This is a genomic window from Tardiphaga sp. 841_E9_N1_2, from assembly GCF_051811065.1.
Lineage (GTDB): Bacteria > Pseudomonadota > Alphaproteobacteria > Rhizobiales > Xanthobacteraceae > Tardiphaga > Tardiphaga robiniae.
This window is the reverse complement of sequence record NZ_JBPWQC010000001.1, coordinates 5,656,245-5,673,623: the sequence shown is the minus strand read 5'-3', so window position 1 is coordinate 5,673,623 and position 17,379 is coordinate 5,656,245. Positions and strand designations below refer to the sequence as shown.

Annotated in this window: 17 protein-coding genes; 11 read left to right on the top strand and 6 right to left on the bottom strand. The window is 62.6% G+C overall.

The window, feature by feature from the left end; all coding sequences use genetic code 11:
• Nucleotides 1-78: 78 nt before the first annotated feature.
• The 3 genes from AB8A50_RS27180 to AB8A50_RS27170 all read right to left on the bottom strand — a co-directional run bounded on the left by AB8A50_RS27180 (nucleotide 79) and on the right by AB8A50_RS27170 (nucleotide 2,215).
• Nucleotides 79-939, bottom strand: coding sequence for a 23S rRNA (adenine(2030)-N(6))-methyltransferase RlmJ (locus AB8A50_RS27180; RefSeq protein WP_439079545.1), 861 nt, complete (start codon nucleotides 937-939; stop codon nucleotides 79-81).
• Between the two features lie 32 nt (nucleotides 940-971).
• Nucleotides 972-1,658: a ribonuclease T2 family protein gene (locus tag AB8A50_RS27175; protein WP_439079544.1), complete on the bottom strand. Its 687-nt coding sequence runs from the start codon at nucleotides 1,656-1,658 to the stop codon at nucleotides 972-974.
• Nucleotides 1,659-1,744: 86 nt separating this feature from the next.
• Nucleotides 1,745-2,215: a hypothetical protein gene (locus AB8A50_RS27170; RefSeq protein WP_439079543.1), complete on the bottom strand. Its 471-nt coding sequence runs from the start codon at nucleotides 2,213-2,215 to the stop codon at nucleotides 1,745-1,747.
• 167 nt (nucleotides 2,216-2,382) lie between these two features.
• Between AB8A50_RS27170 and AB8A50_RS27165 the strand changes: the two genes are divergently transcribed.
• The 3 genes from AB8A50_RS27165 (at nucleotide 2,383) to AB8A50_RS27155 (ending at nucleotide 4,176) form a co-directional block, all read left to right on the top strand.
• A complete protein-coding gene (locus tag AB8A50_RS27165) occupies nucleotides 2,383-2,676 on the top strand; it encodes a hypothetical protein (RefSeq protein ID WP_068731365.1) in 294 nt (97 codons plus the stop codon).
• Nucleotides 2,677-2,723: 47 nt separating this feature from the next.
• Nucleotides 2,724-3,269, top strand: coding sequence for a DUF3617 domain-containing protein (locus tag AB8A50_RS27160; RefSeq protein ID WP_439079542.1), 546 nt, complete (start codon nucleotides 2,724-2,726; stop codon nucleotides 3,267-3,269).
• Nucleotides 3,270-3,384: 115 nt separating this feature from the next.
• Entirely contained in the window at nucleotides 3,385-4,176 is a 792-nt protein-coding gene (locus tag AB8A50_RS27155; protein ID WP_439057342.1) for a thioesterase family protein, read from the top strand.
• A 4-nt stretch (nucleotides 4,177-4,180) separates the two neighbouring features.
• Here the strand turns inward: AB8A50_RS27155 and AB8A50_RS27150 are convergent, their stop codons facing one another.
• Together AB8A50_RS27150 and hisS are read right to left on the bottom strand one after the other, a co-directional pair.
• Nucleotides 4,181-4,387, bottom strand: coding sequence for a tautomerase family protein (locus AB8A50_RS27150; protein WP_093759344.1), 207 nt, complete (start codon nucleotides 4,385-4,387; stop codon nucleotides 4,181-4,183).
• A gap of 39 nt (nucleotides 4,388-4,426) precedes the next feature.
• The gene (gene hisS / locus AB8A50_RS27145) at nucleotides 4,427-5,932 is read right to left on the bottom strand and encodes a histidine--tRNA ligase (protein ID WP_439079541.1); all 1,506 of its coding nucleotides are present in this window, start codon (nucleotides 5,930-5,932) and stop codon (nucleotides 4,427-4,429) included.
• Nucleotides 5,933-6,116: 184 nt separating this feature from the next.
• Between hisS and AB8A50_RS27140 the strand changes: the two genes are divergently transcribed.
• From AB8A50_RS27140 to AB8A50_RS27125, 4 genes are all read left to right on the top strand, one after another.
• Nucleotides 6,117-6,710: a phage holin family protein gene (locus tag AB8A50_RS27140; RefSeq protein WP_439079540.1), complete on the top strand. Its 594-nt coding sequence runs from the start codon at nucleotides 6,117-6,119 to the stop codon at nucleotides 6,708-6,710.
• Nucleotides 6,710-7,837: a YihY/virulence factor BrkB family protein gene (locus AB8A50_RS27135; RefSeq protein WP_439079539.1), complete on the top strand. Its 1,128-nt coding sequence runs from the start codon at nucleotides 6,710-6,712 to the stop codon at nucleotides 7,835-7,837. Before AB8A50_RS27140 ends, AB8A50_RS27135 begins: the two co-directional genes overlap by 1 nt.
• Nucleotides 7,838-7,990: 153 nt before the next feature.
• Complete coding sequence (locus AB8A50_RS27130) at nucleotides 7,991-9,466, top strand: EAL domain-containing protein (RefSeq protein WP_439079538.1); 1,476 nt, start codon at nucleotides 7,991-7,993, stop codon at nucleotides 9,464-9,466.
• Nucleotides 9,467-9,480: 14 nt separating this feature from the next.
• Nucleotides 9,481-10,335, top strand: a complete 855-nt coding sequence (locus tag AB8A50_RS27125; RefSeq protein WP_439079537.1) for a TIGR01459 family HAD-type hydrolase — start codon at nucleotides 9,481-9,483, stop codon at nucleotides 10,333-10,335.
• A gap of 1,171 nt (nucleotides 10,336-11,506) precedes the next feature.
• On the opposite strand, the gene AB8A50_RS27120 is transcribed toward AB8A50_RS27125, so the two are convergent.
• Entirely contained in the window at nucleotides 11,507-11,902 is a 396-nt protein-coding gene (locus AB8A50_RS27120) for a response regulator (RefSeq protein ID WP_089263591.1), read from the bottom strand.
• A 260-nt stretch (nucleotides 11,903-12,162) separates the two neighbouring features.
• On the opposite strand from AB8A50_RS27120, the gene AB8A50_RS27115 reads away from it, so the two are divergent.
• The 4 genes from AB8A50_RS27115 (at nucleotide 12,163) to lspA (ending at nucleotide 17,361) form a co-directional block, all read left to right on the top strand.
• Nucleotides 12,163-13,134, top strand: coding sequence for a bifunctional riboflavin kinase/FAD synthetase (locus tag AB8A50_RS27115; RefSeq protein WP_093759349.1), 972 nt, complete (start codon nucleotides 12,163-12,165; stop codon nucleotides 13,132-13,134).
• Nucleotides 13,131-13,691 carry a sugar O-acetyltransferase gene (locus AB8A50_RS27110; protein WP_439080042.1) on the top strand — a complete coding sequence of 187 codons (561 nt, stop codon included), beginning with the start codon at nucleotides 13,131-13,133 and terminating at the stop codon, nucleotides 13,689-13,691. Before AB8A50_RS27115 ends, AB8A50_RS27110 begins: the two co-directional genes overlap by 4 nt.
• 179 nt (nucleotides 13,692-13,870) lie before the next feature.
• Nucleotides 13,871-16,867 (top strand): isoleucine--tRNA ligase, encoded by a 2,997-nt coding sequence (gene ileS, locus AB8A50_RS27105; protein WP_439079536.1) that lies wholly within the window; start codon nucleotides 13,871-13,873, stop codon nucleotides 16,865-16,867.
• The gene (lspA, locus tag AB8A50_RS27100; protein ID WP_089261855.1) at nucleotides 16,840-17,361 is read left to right on the top strand and encodes a signal peptidase II; all 522 of its coding nucleotides are present in this window, start codon (nucleotides 16,840-16,842) and stop codon (nucleotides 17,359-17,361) included. The genes ileS and lspA overlap by 28 nt, the downstream gene beginning before the upstream one ends.
• Nucleotides 17,362-17,379: the final 18 nt, after the last annotated feature.

The window sequence follows — 17,379 nt, the reverse complement described above, 5'->3', positions numbered from 1 at the left end:
CCGCCGGGATTGACTACCGTTTTTGGCGGCGCCGTTTGATAGTTGGAGTTTGCGTAGTTCAGCGCAGGCCGTGCGACGTCAGGGTTTGGCCGTCTCGAGCCGGAAGCGTCCGGCGCCGCCAAGGCCAAGCGGCTTCTCGAGTTGCGGCAGGATTTCCTTGAGCTCCGTAGTGAGCTTCCACGGCGGATTGACGATCAAAAGTCCCGTCGAGGTCAGCGGGCCATCCGCCGTTTGCGGTGCAACGCTGAATTCGAGGCGCAGGCATTTACCAGGTGTGGCAGATGCAGCAGCCGTCGCGGCGACGTGCTGCGCCAGCTCATCGGTGGCGCGGCGGCTCTTGGCGGGATACCACAGCATGTAAATGCCGGTCGCCCATTTGGCATAGACCTGCTCGAACACTGCAGCCATCCGCGCGAATTCGTTCTTATCCTCATAGGGCGGATCGATCAGCACCACGCCGCGTCGTTCCTTCGGCGGCACATAGGCCGGCAGACCGATCCAGCCATCGATATCGACCACGCGCGCCTGCTCGTCCCTGCGTAGCGCGGAGATCAGCTTCTTGCGCGCCTGCGGCTCGACCTCGCAGCACACCATGCTGTCCTGCGGCCGCATTAAGGCGCGCGCGATCAGCGGCGAGCCGGGATAGGCTTTGAGTTCGCGCGGCGCATTGAATGACCGGACGATGTCGAGATAGGGCGCGACCAGCGGCGCACTGGCTTCGCTGAACCGCGCCTGCAGGGCGCGCGCGATGCCGGTGGTCCATTCGCCGGAGCGTGTGGCTTCATCGCCGGTCAGGTCATAGAGCCCGGCGCCGGCATGACTGTCGATGACGCGGAACGGCGCCGGCTTCTCCTGCAGATGGGTCAGGATGCGGACCAGCACGATATGCTTGATGACATCGGCAAAGTTGCCGGCGTGAAAGGCGTGTCGATAATTCATGCGCCAGCAGTACGCTAGGAATGCCGGTTGAGCTAGCCGCCTCGCATCGGCGGCATCACCACCTGATCGCGGCGGCAGGCGCGGCGATCGATCTCCTCGCAAGCGCGGAACTGGAGATCCTTGCTCATGCAGACCCGGACCTCGGTCAGGCGGTTACGATCGCAGGTCACGGCGATGGCCGAATTACTGAGGCCCGGATTGACCTTGATGAAGGCTTCCTCGATTGCGTCCGGCGCAATCGTCTTGGCCTGCTGCAGATCGAGAAATTCGTCGGGAATTTTGATACCGGCGCGCGCCTTGCGGATGGCTTCGAAATAGGCGCGCTGGCCGAGGCCGGAGCAGGTGCCGTGCTTGTCCCATTCATTGAAGATCAGGCCGGGCGCGGGCATCAGGTCGAGCATCGACTGCATGATATTGCGTGCCAGCCGCGGGGCCGGACGCTCGCAGTAATTCGGGAAGCCGCGGTCATATTGCGGCCACAGGCCATGAACCACGAAAGAGTAAGGCCGGCCGCCGCATTGCATCTGGGCTGAGCGGTTGTTGCCGCCGCGCTCCTGGGCCACCTCGCAGAAACTCGGCGACCACGACAGCGACAATACGTAAAAATCGAATTCGCCCGGCGCATTCTGCCGGCGATCCTGGGCGGAGGCCGGATCGACGCTCAGCGCCGCGAGCGCGAGAAACCCAAGCGAAACGACAAATCGAAATGCCTGAAACATGACGCGCCCCACCCCTGAGAAGGGCAAACCTAATCAGGCATCAAGAACAATTCAAGAACAAAATGGGTTGGATCCGCAAACGAAGCTTAGTGCTTCGCCGCCCGGCAACGCGGGTTATAGGCCCAGTCGCGGTCGAGACCGACGACGCACCATTCCACGCCCTGGCCGTAGCCGGCAAAGCCGCCATCCTCGATGATCGAGTAATGCACCTGGCGCGTCTTGCCATCGGTCAGCATCGCGTCGGCGGTGCAGTAGCGGCGCGGGATGTTGTCGGAGGTCCAGGGGCGGAATGCCGTCTCATGGACGCGGCTGAAGCCGGTGATCTGCAGCGCCGAATTCCAGAAGGTGCTTTCCTTGTCCTGGAACTGCGACGAAATCGTCGAGAGACCAGCTTCGCAATCCGCCAGACGGCCCTCGTAGTTCGGCCCGGACAGCCAGAAGTTCAGCTCGAGCAGGTTCGCAGCCTGTGCGCCGGGAGCCAGGGTCATAAGCCCGAAAACGGCGCCGGTAACGGCAGCCAGGACGGCTTTCTTCCAGGATGAAATGAGGTCGCGCATGGGGAATCCGCCGTCTGATGATTGTTCCCGGAACGTGCCGCGAAGCCCGTGCAGGGTCAAGTGCATCGCGGCCACACCCAGCGCACAACTCTGTCAGAACCTGGACGGCGTTCTTTTCAGCGTCGCCGATGCCCTCTAAGGTGCCCATAACGACGATGGAGACGGTGATGCGAATGATTCGGTTGGCGATTTTGGCTGCAGGTCTGAGCGGTGCGATCATGAGCAGCGCGGCCAAGGCCGACTGGGTGCCGCCATTCAAGGGCAACGACACCGGCGGCATCATCTCCACATCCCTGATCAGCCAGACCGACATTCGCGCCCTGGCGATTGATCATTGCGCGCGTTACGGCAAGGTCGTGAAGTTCCTGAGCGCCCCGCAGGAATATGGCGCCTACGTCTCGTTCGCCTGCCGCTGGGTGCCCTATGGCGCCTCCGATCGGCCGCTCCGCGTTCGCTACTGAACCTTTTTACGCGACACAGCGTCTCATCGGCTTGGGGAGAACCAGGCATGATGCGACGCTATGTTTCACTGTTGAATATTTCCGTTTTGAGCGCGACTGCGATGTTGTGGGCAATCCCCGCCATCGCCGATCCCATCGAGTTGCCGGCACGCAAGGCTGGGCTTTGGGAAATGAAGATGCAGGGCAGCGCCGGGATGCCCGACATGACGATGCAGCACTGCACGGACGAGACCACCGACAAGTTCATGAACACGACCTTCTCGCCGATGGCGAAGGATATGTGTTCGAAGAACGAGATGAAGAAGACCGCGACGGGCTATATCACGGATTCGGTCTGCAATATCGGTGGCACCACCAGCACATCGCATGCCGAGATCACCGGCGATTTCAACTCTGCCTATACGATGAAGATCACGTCGCAGAGCACTGGCGGCGCCAAGGCTAATACTGGTGACAACACCACGCAGCTGGAAGCCAAATGGCTCGGCGCCTGCAAGCCGGACCAGAAGCCCGGTGACATCATGATGCCCGGCGGCATGAAGATGAATGTCAAAGACATCGAGAAGATGAAGGGCATGCACCGGTCGCAATAGAGCCGCGCGCCCGCTGACTGGATGTTTCCCACCGCTGCGTTCCCCGCTATAGATGATGCTAATCATCCCAATGGCGCGTTACGACGCCGGCGACAGGAAACATCAGGAACACGGAATGACCGAATTCACCGCATTGATGTCGTCCATGACGCGCTCCGGCGACGGCTGGGCCGTCAGCGTCAGCGACGACTGGCTACAGGGCCGTACCGTCTATGGCGGTCTGGCCGCGGCACTGTGCATGCAGGCTGCGCTCAATGAATTCGGCGCCGTGCCGCCGCTTCGCTCGGCGCAGATCGCCTTCGTCGGCCCGGCTCCCGGTCCATTGCAGTTGCGCACCAGCGTTCTGCGCAAGGGCAAATCGACACTGTTCGCCAGCGTCGATCTTGTCGGCGAAGCAGGCCTCGCGACCCGCGCCATGTTCTGCTTCGGCGCCGCGCGTGAATCGGCTTTTGCCCATGTGGAGACCGGGACGCCGGAACTGAAAGCACCGGAGCATTGCCCGGACTTCTTTCGCCTTGCGCCTCCGACGCTGCGTTTCCTGGAGCATATCGAAGGCCGGCATATGGGGGGCTCGATGCCGTTCAGCGGCAGCGAGGATCCGCAGATGATGCTGTGGCTGCGCCACCGCGAGCCCGGCATCCAGCCGTCGCTGGTGGCGTTGCTGGCCTTGGCCGACGCGCCGCCGCCGGCAGCTTCCGTTCGATCCACAACGCCGTCGCCGATCAGCACCATGACCTGGTCGATCGACATGCTCACCGACGAGATCACCACCGATGACGGCTGGTGGCTGATCCGCAATGTCGCCGAGCAGATCGCCGGCGGTTATTCCAGCCAGGCGATGACGCTGTGGAATCGAAACGGCCGGCCCATCATGGCCAGCCGTCAGAATATTGCAGTGTTTGGATAGACGCTTATTTCTTCGCCGCGGCGGCTGCGCGCTCGACGAAGGTCTGGCCACCCTTCATCTTGTTGTTGAGCGGCGCTTCGTTGATCTGGATGACGACGGCATCGGCGGTGACGCCGAGATTCTTCACCAGCGCCTGGGTGATGTCGAGCATCATACCCTTCTTCTGCTCGTCGGTGCGGCCGGCCGCCAGGTTGATCGTGATCTCAGGCATTGAAGTCTCCCATTGCTCTACCAATTGTTGGCGCGTGGATTAATTCCACTTCACGCCGTGCTTGTCGAGAATCTTACGGACCGCGCTGACGAGATCGTTTTCCGCGATCTTGGTCTGCGCATCTGCCTGCTTCTGCAGATAGGCCTCGCGATCGCCTTCCAGATCCGACAGTCCGGCACCGAGGATCAGATCCTTCAGCATCACCTCGCCGGTCGCCTTTTCGTCGGAGCCTTGAATGATCACACAGGGTGAATTGCGCCTGTCGGCATATTTCAGCTGGTTGCCCATGCTCTTGGGATTGCCGAGATAGAGTTCGGCGCGGATGCCGGCATTGCGCAGGCTCGCAACCATCTTCTGATAATCGGCGACACGGTCGCGATCAAACACGGTGACGACGACCGGGCCGAAATCCGGCGTGGTGTCGATCTTGCCGAGCAGCGTCAGCGCCGCCTGCAGGCGCGAGACGCCGATGGAGAAACCGGTAGCGGGCACCGGCTCGCCACGGAAGCGCGAGACGAGACCATCGTAACGACCACCGCCGCCGACGGATCCGAAGCGAACGGGGCGGCCCTTTTCGTCTTTGGTTTCAAGCGTGAGTTCAACTTCATAGACGGGGCCGGTATAGTATTCGAGGCCGCGCACGACAGACGGATCGATCTTGATGCGATCGGTTTGATAGCCCGCCGCAGTGATCAGCTTTTCGATCTCGGCAAGCTCGGCGCGTCCCTGCTTGTATGCATCGGAGCTATCGAGCTTCGCAGTCGGCTCGCTCGCAGCGTCGAGGCTACGCAACACGGTTTCGGAATCGTCCGGCGAGAGTCCCGCACCTTTGGTAAAATCACCCTTGCCTTCCTCGCCGCCATCCCAGCGGCCGGGGCCGAGCAGCTTCTTGATCTCGTCGACCGGAAACTTGTCCATCTTGTCGATGGCGCGCAGCACCGTGAGGCGACGTCCGACGTTCTCGTCGCCGCCGAGGCCGATGCTCTCCATCACGCCGTCGAGCACCTTGCGGTTGTTGACGCGCACCACATAGCTGCCACGCGGAATGCCGAGCGCTTCCATCGCATCGGCCGCCATCATGCACATTTCGGCATCCGCCGCCGGCGAGCCTGAGCCGACGGTGTCGGCGTCGAACTGCATGAACTGGCGGAAGCGACCGGGGCCCGGCTTCTCGTTGCGATAGACGTAACCTGCACGGTAGCTGCGATACGGCTTCGGCAGCGCGTCCCAATGCTCGGCGACGTAGCGCGCCAATGGCGCGGTCAGGTCGTAGCGCAGCGAGATCCACTGCTCGTCATCGTCCTGAAACGAGAACACGCCTTCATTGGGCCGGTCCTGATCGGGCAGGAACTTGCCGAGCGCATCGGTGAATTCCATGGTCGGGGTCTCGACCGGCTCGAAGCCGTAGCGCTCATAGACCTCGCGGATGGTGTCGGTCATCCGCCGGGTCGCGGCGATATCGGCCGGTCCGCGGTCGCCAAGGCCGCGCGGCAAGCGCGCGCGCAGTTTCTGGGGTTTTTTGGGCTTTTCAGACTTTTCGCTCATAGCGGCGTGGTACCAGCGCAGGCAGGAACCGGCAAGCGTTCGGCCCCGCGATCACTTGAGGTTGGCCATGCGCGACGCCACAAGGTTCGCCACGGCGGAACCTTCGTCATGCCTCCCCGTTCAATTTCAAATGCCGGTCGCCGCAACATTCATATTTTGGCCGGCGCAGAACGAGGCTTTCCATATGCCACCGCTCGCAAGCGCCCTGGTGCGAACAGGGCTCGCGCTCAAGCTCAATCAGGTCAAGCGCGCCACATCGTCCTATATCCGTGACCGCAGTGAGCAGACCCAGGGCATCGCGGTCTCTTATGCGGTCGCTGCCGGACTTTATGCTGCCGCAGGCATCTTTCTGATCGCCACCTTGCTGGTGGGCGCCGCCGCGCTGTTTCGCTGGATCGAACTGCGCTACGGGCTGTTTCAGGCCTTTGGCGCAACCGGCGGATTGCTGCTGGTGCTCGCTGTCCTCTTTGCTGTCCTTGCGGCGAGCCGGCTGAAACGTCCATCGAAGCAGTTTCCCAGTTTCGGCAGCCGACTGCGCGTCGCAATCAATGCGAACCCCGCCAAGCATGAGCAGGTCACATCGGCCGCACCACATCGCGCGGCCGCGCCCAATGAATTCAGGCCGAGCACGCGCCCAGCTCAGCCCCTGCCAAACAATGGCCCCGTCAAAGCCGGCCTCGTTCTGGCCGCGACGCTTGCCGGCTGGGCTTTCGCCCGGCGCCGCAGCCTTGCGCAGCCAGCCCCTGCCCGCAGACCCGCGAGCAAAGCGAACGCCTGATGGCCGTCCGCCGATCCGACACGGACAGTCTGCTGCTTGTCGCAGCGACAACCTTTGCCGTGCTCGCGTTGCAGAGCTTTTTCTCGACACGCAATACCGAGAGGTCCGTGGCAGATGAGCCGCAACCGATCGGCGACACCGACGTCCCGCCACCAGCGACATTCACCCGCGAACTCGCCCAGTCCGGACGCGGCCGCCATTCGTCCAGTCCGCTGCAGATTCCATGGACCGGCTGGAAGGACGTGCTGTGGCGGACCTATGAGCAGATCAACGAGGATCGGCTGCTGGCGATAGCGGCCGGGGTCGTGTTCTTCGGCCTGCTCGCGGTGTTTCCGGCGATCACTGCGCTGGTCTCCTGCTACGGGCTGTTCGCCGATGCCTCGACGATCTCCGACAATCTGCAGACGCTGGCGCTGATGCTACCGGATGGCTCGTTCCAGATTGTGCAGGACCAGATCGCGCGCGTGCTCGCCAATGGTCAGGCCAAACTCGGCCTCACCTTCCTGTTCGGCCTTGCGCTGGCGCTGTGGAGCGCCAATGCCGGTGTAAAGGCCGTGATCGATGCGCTCAATGTCGTCTATGGCGAGCGCGAGAAGCGCAGCTTCATCAAGCTCAATATGCTCTCGCTCACTTTCACCGCTGGTGCCATCGCCGCGCTCCTTCTCATGGTGAGCGCCGTCGTTGCGCTGCCGCTGACGCTGGACCGGATCGGTCTCGCCACCGACAGCAAGACGATCATCAGCCTCTCCCGCTGGCCGCTTCTGCTGCTCGTGGTCGTGCTGGCGCTCGGCATTCTCTACCGCTTTGGTCCAAGCCGCCCCGGCGCGCGCTGGGAATGGCTCAGCATCGGCACCCTCGCTGCGGCACTGCTCTGGCTTGCCGGCTCGGCGCTGCTGTCTTGGTACCTGTCAAATTTCGGCAATTACAGCGCCACTTACGGCTCGCTCGGGGCCGCCATCGGCCTGATGATGTGGATGTGGATGTCCGCGATCATCGTTCTGTGCGGGGCCGAGCTGAATTCCGAGATCGAGCACCAGACCGCCGTGGATACCACCGTCGGACCTGAACAACCGATGGGCGCACGTGGCGCCGCCATGGCCGATACGCTCGGCCGCGCTAGCACCTGAGGTGCAAAAGCACCGGTGGGCAAGTTCTCCCAGCCCTGCTTTCCGAATCAACAATAATGCTAAGGTTGGCCGGGTACTTAGCGCCGGGAGCGCTCGCGGCCGGATCTTTGTCGTGCCGTGCAGGAGTTGGGATTTGAGGATGTTGCGCGCGTTATGATCCGCATCTCCACGATTTTTGTCGGCATTTGCATGGTGCTGGTCTCAGCCTCGCTTGGCCTGGTGCTGTATGCGATCGCCGGCATCAGCGGCTACGAATCGGCCATCGTCGCACTGACGGCGCTGACCGTGATGATCCTCTACAACGCGGTGTCGATGCGCATCAAAGACCGCAACGAATCCACCGGTCAGATCACCGATCTGTCGCGCGGCACCGCCGACCTCGCCCGGCAGGTCGCCGAATTCGGCCGCCGCCTCGCCGTGGTCGAGAGCAAGATCGCATCCGCCGGCACAGCCAATCAGGACCGTATCCAGACCGTCGCCGGCGAGATCGGCGAATTGGGCGCGCTGGTGAAGCAACTCGCCACATCGGTCGCCACCCACGAAGACATGCTGACAGCGATGCCTGCGCCGGCGACTGTTTCTGCGGCGATCGCGCCGCCATCGCCACCGGTCAAACCCGCGACCGCTGCCGATGTGCCGCTCGCCGTCGAGGTCGCCGAAGACACCGTGACGCCGACAGCGCCCGCCATCGTCGTCAAACCGGAGGCAAAGCCGGCGCGCGACAATGCGCAGTTCACCGCCATGGTGAAGGATGCCATCGCCGATAACCGCATCGACATCTATCTGCAGCCGATGGTCACGCTGCCGCAGCGCAAGGTGCGCTTCTACGAGGCGATGACGCGGCTGCGCGACGACAAGGATCAGGTGATCACCGCCGACGAGTTCATCGGTCCCGCAGAAGCCGCAGGCCTGATGGGCCAGATCGACCACATCGTGCTGCTGCGCTGCATGCAGGTGCTGCGCCGCCTGATGGTGCGCAACAAGGATGTCGGCGTGTTCTGCAACATGGCTGGCGCGACCCTGTCGAATGCCGAGACCTTTGCGCAATGCATCGACTTCCTCGAAGCCAACCGCGCGCTGGCGCCGTCCTTCGTGCTGGAATTCAAGCAGAACGTGTTCCGCAATCTCGGCCCGATCGAAAGCGAGCATCTCGCCGCCCTCGCCCAGCGCGGCTACCGCTTCTCCATCGATCACGTCACGGATTTGCGGATCGAGCCGCGCGACCTCGCCGATCGCGGCGTGCGCTTTATCAAGGTACCGGCAGCACTCCTGCTCGACCCCAAGCAGACGTCGAATTCCGACATTCATCCGGCCGATCTCTCCGACCTGCTCGGCCGGTTCGGAATCGACCTGATCGCCGAGCGAATCGAGGGCGAACGGGCCGTGGTCGACCTGCTCGACTTCGACGTCCGGTTCGGGCAAGGCTTCCTGTTCGCGGCGCCCCGCCCGCTCAGGCCGGAAACGCCGGCCAATGGCGGTGCGCCAAATCCCTCCGCCAAGGACCCCGCAAAGGCGCCCACGGACCCCAATGGCCTAGCGAGATCCGCCCCAACCACGCCTGCGCGGCCTGAGCCGCCGCGCACCACCGGCAATGCCGCGCTGGCGCGCCGCGCCACCGGCCCGAACTGATCGGCACTCAATTTATGACCACACTGCGTTTCGTCGAGCGCTTGCGCGACCTCACCGGACATGTCGACGTCGTCCTCAGCGACATCTGGGGCGTCGTCCATAACGGCCTCGAGTCGTTCCCCGAAGCCTGCGAGGCGTTGCATACGTTTCGCGCCAATGGCGGCACGGTGATCATGATCACCAATGCGCCGCGCCCCGCCGACTCCGTGCAGCGGCAGCTCCGCAAGCTCGGCGTCGCTGACGACACCTATGACGCCATCGTCTCGTCCGGCGACCTCACGCGCAATTTCGTCGCCGGCCGGCCGGGTCAGGCGATGTATCTGATCGGACCGGACCGCGACAGTTCGATCCATCGCGGCCTCGATGTGAAGCTCACCCCGCTCGAACAGGCCGACTACATCGTCTGCAGCGGATTGTTCGACGACGAGACCGAATCCGCCGACGACTATCGCGACATGATGAGCCAGGCGCTGGCGCGCAAGCTGACGCTCGTATGCGCCAATCCCGACATCATCGTCGAGCGCGGTGACCGCTTGATCTACTGCGCCGGTGCGGTCGCCGAACTCTATCGCGAGATGGGCGGCGAGGTGATCTTCTACGGCAAGCCGCATCGGCCGATCTACGATCAGGCCATGGCGCTGGCCAAGGCGAAGCGCGGCAAGGACACGGCGCTGGATCGCGTGCTGGCGATCGGCGATTCCGTGCGCACCGATCTCACCGGCGCGCACGCCTATGGCATCGACCTGCTGTTCGTCACCCGCGGCATCCATGCCGGCGACTTCGAAGGCATCGAACAGATGGGCGCCTCGGAAGTGAAGGAACTGTTCGGCCATCCACCGAAGGCGCTGATGCGTGAATTGAAGTGGTGAGCTGACGTAAGGTGCGATCGTAGGATGGGTAGAGCGCAGCGAAACCCATCGCTTTCTTCGTCTGCAATTGATGGGTTTCGCTCCGGCGCAAGCGCGCCTGCGCTCTACCCATCCTATGATACTCATCACTCTCCACCGTCATGGCCGGACTTGTTCCGGCCATCCACGCCTTCCTTTGTCGCCAAGACGTGGATACCCGGCATGCGCCGGGCATGACGGCAGTGTTTGGGACGTCCACGTCGCGCCATCGCAGATTCAACTGTCAAACAGCCACTACCCTTCAGACATGCGTCATCGCCCCCATTGTTTGCGGCGCGGGGGCGCCGTCGTGTCTCGCATTCCCGCCCCTTGTGAGAGGGCGTGCGGAACGCCGGGTGCCCGTTGCACCCTTGGGCCTGATGCGAATGCGGTCTTCCGCAGGTTAGTGTGCATCAGGACTTTCGGAGGCGCCGAGCGATTGCCCGGCGTTCCGCATGCGGTGTTTTTTCGGTTGCTTGCACATCTGCCATGGCGAACGGTCCCATCACCAAAATTAATGTCCCAGGGCGGAGGGACAGGGTAGCCTCAAGCGACTGGGCCGAACGCGTTTCGATTTGGTCGTCCGTCACACTGTCCAGGGGTTTGTCCATCCGAAGATCGGCCGTCTCCTTGCCAGTGGCAGTGCTGGCGCAGATCCGTCCTGCCCGAAGACAGACGTCCCCCGTGAACCGCGTAACGCCGCATCTCCGGCGTCCACCGCATCCTGCCCCGCGAACGTGACGATCGCGATCGCCCCTCTCGGTGGGGCAGGACGGAGGGGAATATAAACCTGATGGGGATACTGTCAATGAGAGATAGGAAAAAATGTTCGGGTACCCTACACTGTCATTCCGGGGCGCGAGGAGGCGCCGAAGGCGGCGTATCGCGAACCCGGAATCCCGACATGTTCAGCGCAAAACACTCTGAGATTCCGGGTTCGCACTTCAGCGGCTCTGCCGCTTACGTGCGCCCCGGAATGACGAGTGTGGATCGAGATTCCCCGCCACTCGAATTGGAGTGGCTGAAGTTCGCCTGCGCGTGACGTCGTCGCATTCCAACGCCCCGGAATGACCGGGCGAGCCGAAACGCAAAATGCCCGGCACGAGGCCGGGCATTGCGAAACTCAAAAGCTCTGACGAAAGAAGTTCGTCGGTTACGCCGGGACGGTGTCCGGGAACACGGCTTCGATCTTGGTCTTCAGCGTCGCCGCGTTGAACGGCTTGACGATGTAGTTGTTCACGCCGGCCTTCTTGGCGGCAATCACGTTCTCGGTCTTGGATTCTGCCGTGATCATGATGAACGGGGTCTGCGACAGGTTCGGGTCGGCGCGGACTTCCTTGAGCAGGTCGTAGCCCGTCATCGGCTCCATGTTCCAGTCGGAAATCACCAGGCCATACTTCTTGGTACGCATCTTTTCCAGCGCCATCGAACCATCGCTGGCATCGTCGATGTGTTCGAAACCAAGCTGCTTCAGAAGATTGCGAATGATGCGGATCATGGTGTTGTAATCGTCCACCACCAGCACCGTCATCGACAAATCAACCGCCATCTTCATTCCCCCTGAGGCACGATACGCAAATGCAAAAAATGATATTTGCCGTCAGGCAAACCGTTCCAACCGGGATTGGCGAGTATTGCTGTCCGCGGCCCGGAGCCAGAATTAGCAGGGTGGGTTAAATTTCCAGTTAACCGCCCCATGGCGCGAAATTCGTCAAATTCGAGAAGAAAGCCGATTTTACCTTCGCTTGACTTCGACGTGGTGGGCGCGCCACGGTCCCTTACCCGCCAGAACCACCAACGAATCCAATCATGACGACTGCTTTCAGCGTGATCCGCGACACAACGCCCGCCAATGCCATCCCGCGCGGATGCGTCGTGGCAATGGGTAATTTCGACGGCGTCCATCTCGGCCACCGCGCCGTCATCGGTGCTGCGTTACGCATGGCGGAACTGCATAAAACAAGCGCTTTGGCGGTGACCTTCGAGCCGCATCCGCGCAGTTTCTTCAGCCCGAACACGCCGCAGTTCCGGCTCTCCGACGAAGCCGCCAAGCTGCGCCTGCTGGCGGGAACCGGCCTGGCCGGCGCCGTCGTCATGACCTTCGACAAGGGACGCGCCAGCACCACGGCGCAAGACTTCATTCACCACGATCTCATTGAGCGTCTCGGCATCAGCGGCATCGCCGTCGGCTACGACTTTCATTTCGGCAAAGGCCGCGTCGGTTCGCCCAGCCTGCTGGCCAACGAAGCGCCGCGCCTCGGCATCGAGGTCGACATCCAGCCGCATGTCGATATCGATGAGCGCCCGGTGTCTTCGACGGCCATCCGCATGGCCTTGGCTGAGGGCCAGGTGACCGAGGCCACGGAGATGCTGAACGGGCCGTGGTTCATCACCGGCGAAGTGATCCACGGCAAAAAGCTCGGCCGCGACCTTGGCTATCCCACCGCCAATATCCGCCTGAATAACAATTGCGGCCTCAAGCACGGCATCTACGCCGTGCGGGTCGGCCGCGGAAACGAGCGCTTCGACGGCGTTGCATCCTTTGGCCGCCGCCCGACCTTCGATAACGGCGCGCCTTTGCTCGAAGTCTTCCTGTTCGACTTCAAGGGCGACCTTTACGGCCAGGCACTGGACGTCGCCTTCATTGCCTTCATCCGCGATGAAATGAAATTCGAGGGCATCGAACCCCTGATCCGCCAGATGGACGACGACAGCGCCAAAGCGCGGGCCGCGCTGGCGGCCGCGCCGGATGCATTTCCGAAACTGGGAGACATCGACTGACCAGGACCGAAAAGCAGAAAATGCTGGCGGGCGAACTCTATCGCCCTGGCAGCCCCGAGCTGGTCTCTGACGAGAAGGCCAACAAGGCCTGGCTCGCGAAATACAACGCGCAGCTGGACCGGCCCGTGGCCGAACGACGGACGTTGCTCGCCGAGCATTTCGGCAAGGTCGGCGCCGACTGCGTGATCCGGCCGCCGTTCTTCTGCGACTACGGCTACAACATCCATCTCGGCGACAACGTTTTCCTGAATTTCAACTGCGTGATCCTGGACATCGTCGCGGTCTCCATCGGCGACCGGACGCAAATCGGCCCGGCCGTGCAGATCTACGCCGCCGACCATCCTCGCGACGCCGAGACCCGCCGCAACGGACTGGAATTCGGCCGGCCGGTCAAAATCGGCGCCGATGTCTGGATCGGCGGCGGGGCCATTATCGTGCCCGGCGTCACCATCGGTGACGGCGCCGTGATCGGCGCCGGCAGTGTCGTGACCCGGGACGTTCCGGACGGCGCCACCGTGGCAGGCAATCCGGCCCGGGTGATTGGCAAACGGGGCTAATCCGACCCTTTGCGATCGTCTCCCCGGCTGCTATTGAGTGCCGGATGTCTGCACGGCGCCCCATCATAAGCATTATCGGCCCGGCTTCCGCCTGAGCTTCGCTCGGCGCAAGACCGGGACCGTCCAGTTTCATCGCGTTTTCACGCGTTTCAGCGCCATTCGAGCAAGCCAGAGCCATTATGTCCGACAAGCCCGCCAAATCTGATACCCACGACTATTCCAAGACCCTCTATTTGCCGCAGACCGAATTTCCGATGCGCGCAGGCCTGCCGACCAGCGAGCCGAAAATGCTGGCGCGGTGGAACGAGATCGACCTCTACGGCAAGCTCCGCGAGACCGCCAAGGGCAAGCCGAAATTCGTGCTGCATGACGGCCCGCCCTACGCCAATGGCAACATCCATATCGGGCATGCGCTCAACAAGATCCTCAAGGACGTGGTGACCAAGAGCCAGCAGATGCTGGGCTTCGACTCGAACTACGTGCCGGGCTGGGACTGCCATGGCCTGCCGATCGAGTGGAAGATCGAGGAAGAGAACTACCGCTCCAAGGGCAAGACCAAGCCGAACTTCAAGGACGGCGCGGCGATGATCGCGTTCCGCCAGGAATGCCGTGCCTATGCCAACAAGTGGCTCGATATCCAGCGCGAGGAATTCAAGCGACTCGGCATCATCGGCGACTGGGCCGGCCGCTACGCCACCATGGACTATTTCGCCGAGGCGCAGATCGCGCGCGAGCTGATGAAGTTCGCGGCCAATGGCACGCTGTATCGCGGATCGAAGCCTGTGATGTGGAGCGTGGTCGAGAAGACCGCGCTGGCCGAAGCCGAAGTCGAGTATGAGGACTACACGTCGGATGCGGTCTGGGTGAAATTCCCGGTCGCCGCCGAGTTCGGCCGGCTTGCCAAGGCTGCGGTGGTGATCTGGACCACCACGCCGTGGACGCTGCCGGCCAACCGCGCCATCTCGTTCTCCAGCAAGATCGCTTACGGCCTCTATGAAGTCACCGAGGCGCCGGAGGATAACTGGCTGAAGACCGGCGATCTGCTGATCCTCGCCGACGCGCTGGCCGAGAGCGTGTTCAAACAGGCGCGCGTCACGTCATGGAAGAAGAGCAGCGAGCTGTCGTCCGACATCCTCGAGGATCTGGAATGCCGTCATCCGCTCAAGGGTCTCGCCGGCGGCTATGACTTCATCGTGCCGCTGCTCGACGGCGATCACGTCACCGACGATACCGGCACCGGCTTCGTGCATACCGCACCAAGCCACGGCCGCGACGACTTCGATATCTGGACGTCGAATGGCCGCCAGCTCACCGAGCGCGGCATCGCGACCACGATCCCCTACACGGTTGATGAGAACGGTGCGCTGACCGAACAGGCACCGGGCTTCGCCGGCACCCGCGTAATCAACGACAAGGGCGAGAAGGGCGACGCCAACGAAGCCGTCATCAAGGCGCTGGTCGAGCGGGGCATGTTGGTGGCGCGCTCACGCCTCAAGCATCAGTACCCGCATTCGTGGCGCTCCAAGAAGCCTGTGATCTATCGCAACACGCCGCAATGGTTCATCGCGATGGACAAGGACATTGTAGACGATGGCGCGGCGAAGTCCGGCGACACGCTGCGTCACCGTGCCCTCGAAGCCATCAAGGTCACGCAATGGGTGCCGGCCACCGGCCAGAACCGCATCAACGGCATGATCAACACCAAGCCCGACTGGGTGATCTCGCGCCAGCGCGCCTGGGGCGTGCCGATCGCGGTATTCGTGCGCGAGAAAGGCGACGGCTCCGCAGAGATCCTGCAGGACGAGGCCGTCAACAAGCGCATTTCCGACGCCTTCGAGAAGGAAGGCGCCGACGCATGGTATGCCGAAGGCGCGCGTGAACATTTCCTCGGCTCGCTTGCCAATGAGGAGTGGAAGAAAGTCGACGACATCTGCGACGTCTGGTTCGACTCAGGCTCCACACACGCCTTCGTGCTCGAAGACCCCGTGCACTTCCCCGGCCTTGCCGGCATCAAGCGCAAGGCCCAGGGCGGCGCGGACACCGTCATGTATCTGGAAGGCTCCGACCAGCACCGCGGCTGGTTCCAGTCGTCACTGCTGGAGAGCAGCGGCACCCGCGGCCGCGCGCCCTTCGACGTCGTGCTGACCCACGGCTTCACGCTCGACGAGAACGGCCGCAAGATGTCGAAATCGATCGGCAACACCATCGAGCCGCAGAAGATCATCAAGGACTCCGGCGCCGACATCCTGCGCCTGTGGGTCTGCGCCACCGATTATGCCGACGACCAGCGCATCGGCCCGGAGATCATCAAGAACACCATCGAGACCTATCGCAAGCTGCGCAACAGCGTGCGCTGGATGCTCGGCAGCCTCGCGCATTTCCACGACGAGGATCGCATCAAGGCCGACGATATGCCGGAGCTCGAGCGGCTGATGCTGCATCGTCTCGCCGAAGTCGACGGTGTCGTGCGGCAGGCCTATGCCGATTTCGACTACAAGACGGTGGTGGCCACACTCGCCGCCTTCATGAACACCGAACTGTCGGCGTTCTATTTCGACATCCGCAAGGACACGCTGTATTGCGATGCGCCGTCGTCGGTAACACGCAAGGCGTCGCTGACCGTGATCGATTACCTGTTCCGTTCGATCGTGACCTGGTTCGCACCCATTCTGAGCTTCACCGCCGAAGAAGCATGGCTGTCGCGCTATGGCAGCAGCTCCGTGTCGGTGCATCTCGAAACTTTCCAGAAGACGCTGCCGGCATGGCGTAACGAGGCGCTCGCCGCGAAGTGGGACACCATCCGCAATGTCCGCCGCGTCGTCACCGGCGCGCTGGAAGTGGAACGTGCTGCCAAGAACATCGGCTCGTCGCTTGAGGCCTCGCCGCTGATCCATGTCACCGACAAGGCGATCTTCGCCATTCTGGCCGACGTCGATCTGGCCGAAATCTGCATCACCTCGAATGCGATGCTGACCAATGCCGAAGCGCCCGCAGACGCCTTCGCGCTGAACGACGTGCCCGGCGTAGCCGTTGTGGTCGAAAAGGCTGTCGGCACCAAATGTGCGCGGTCGTGGAAGATCCTGCCGACGGTCGGTGAGGACAAGGAGTATCCCGACGTCACCCCGCGCGATGCGCAGGCGCTGCGGGAATGGAAGGCGCTGGGAGTGGCTGTTTGAAACCAGCCGTCCGCTCCGGGCTGATCGCAGCCATCGCCGTCCTGATCATCGATCAGGCGACGAAGCTGTGGCTGCTCTATGGCTTCGATCTCGGCCATCGCGGCCTGGTCAGGATCACGCCGTTCTTCGATCTCGTCCTGGCCTGGAATACCGGCATCAGCTACGGCTGGTTCTCCGATTCCGGCCCCACCGGTCAGGTCGTGCTGGTGGCCATCAAGGCGATCGCGGTGGTGGCGCTGGCCGTCTGGATGGCGAAATCGGAGACCAGACTGGCCACGATCGGGCTGGGACTGATCATCGGGGGCGCGATCGGCAATGCCATCGACCGGTTCGCCTATGGCGCCGTGGTCGATTTCGCCCTCCTGCACGTGGAAATCGCCGGCAAGACCTACAACTGGTACGTGTTTAACCTTGCCGATGTCGCCATTGTTGCCGGTGTAGCGGCCCTGCTGTATGACTCTTTCTTCACGGTACCCGCCGCAAAAGCGCCCTGATCCCAGCCGATACGCAAG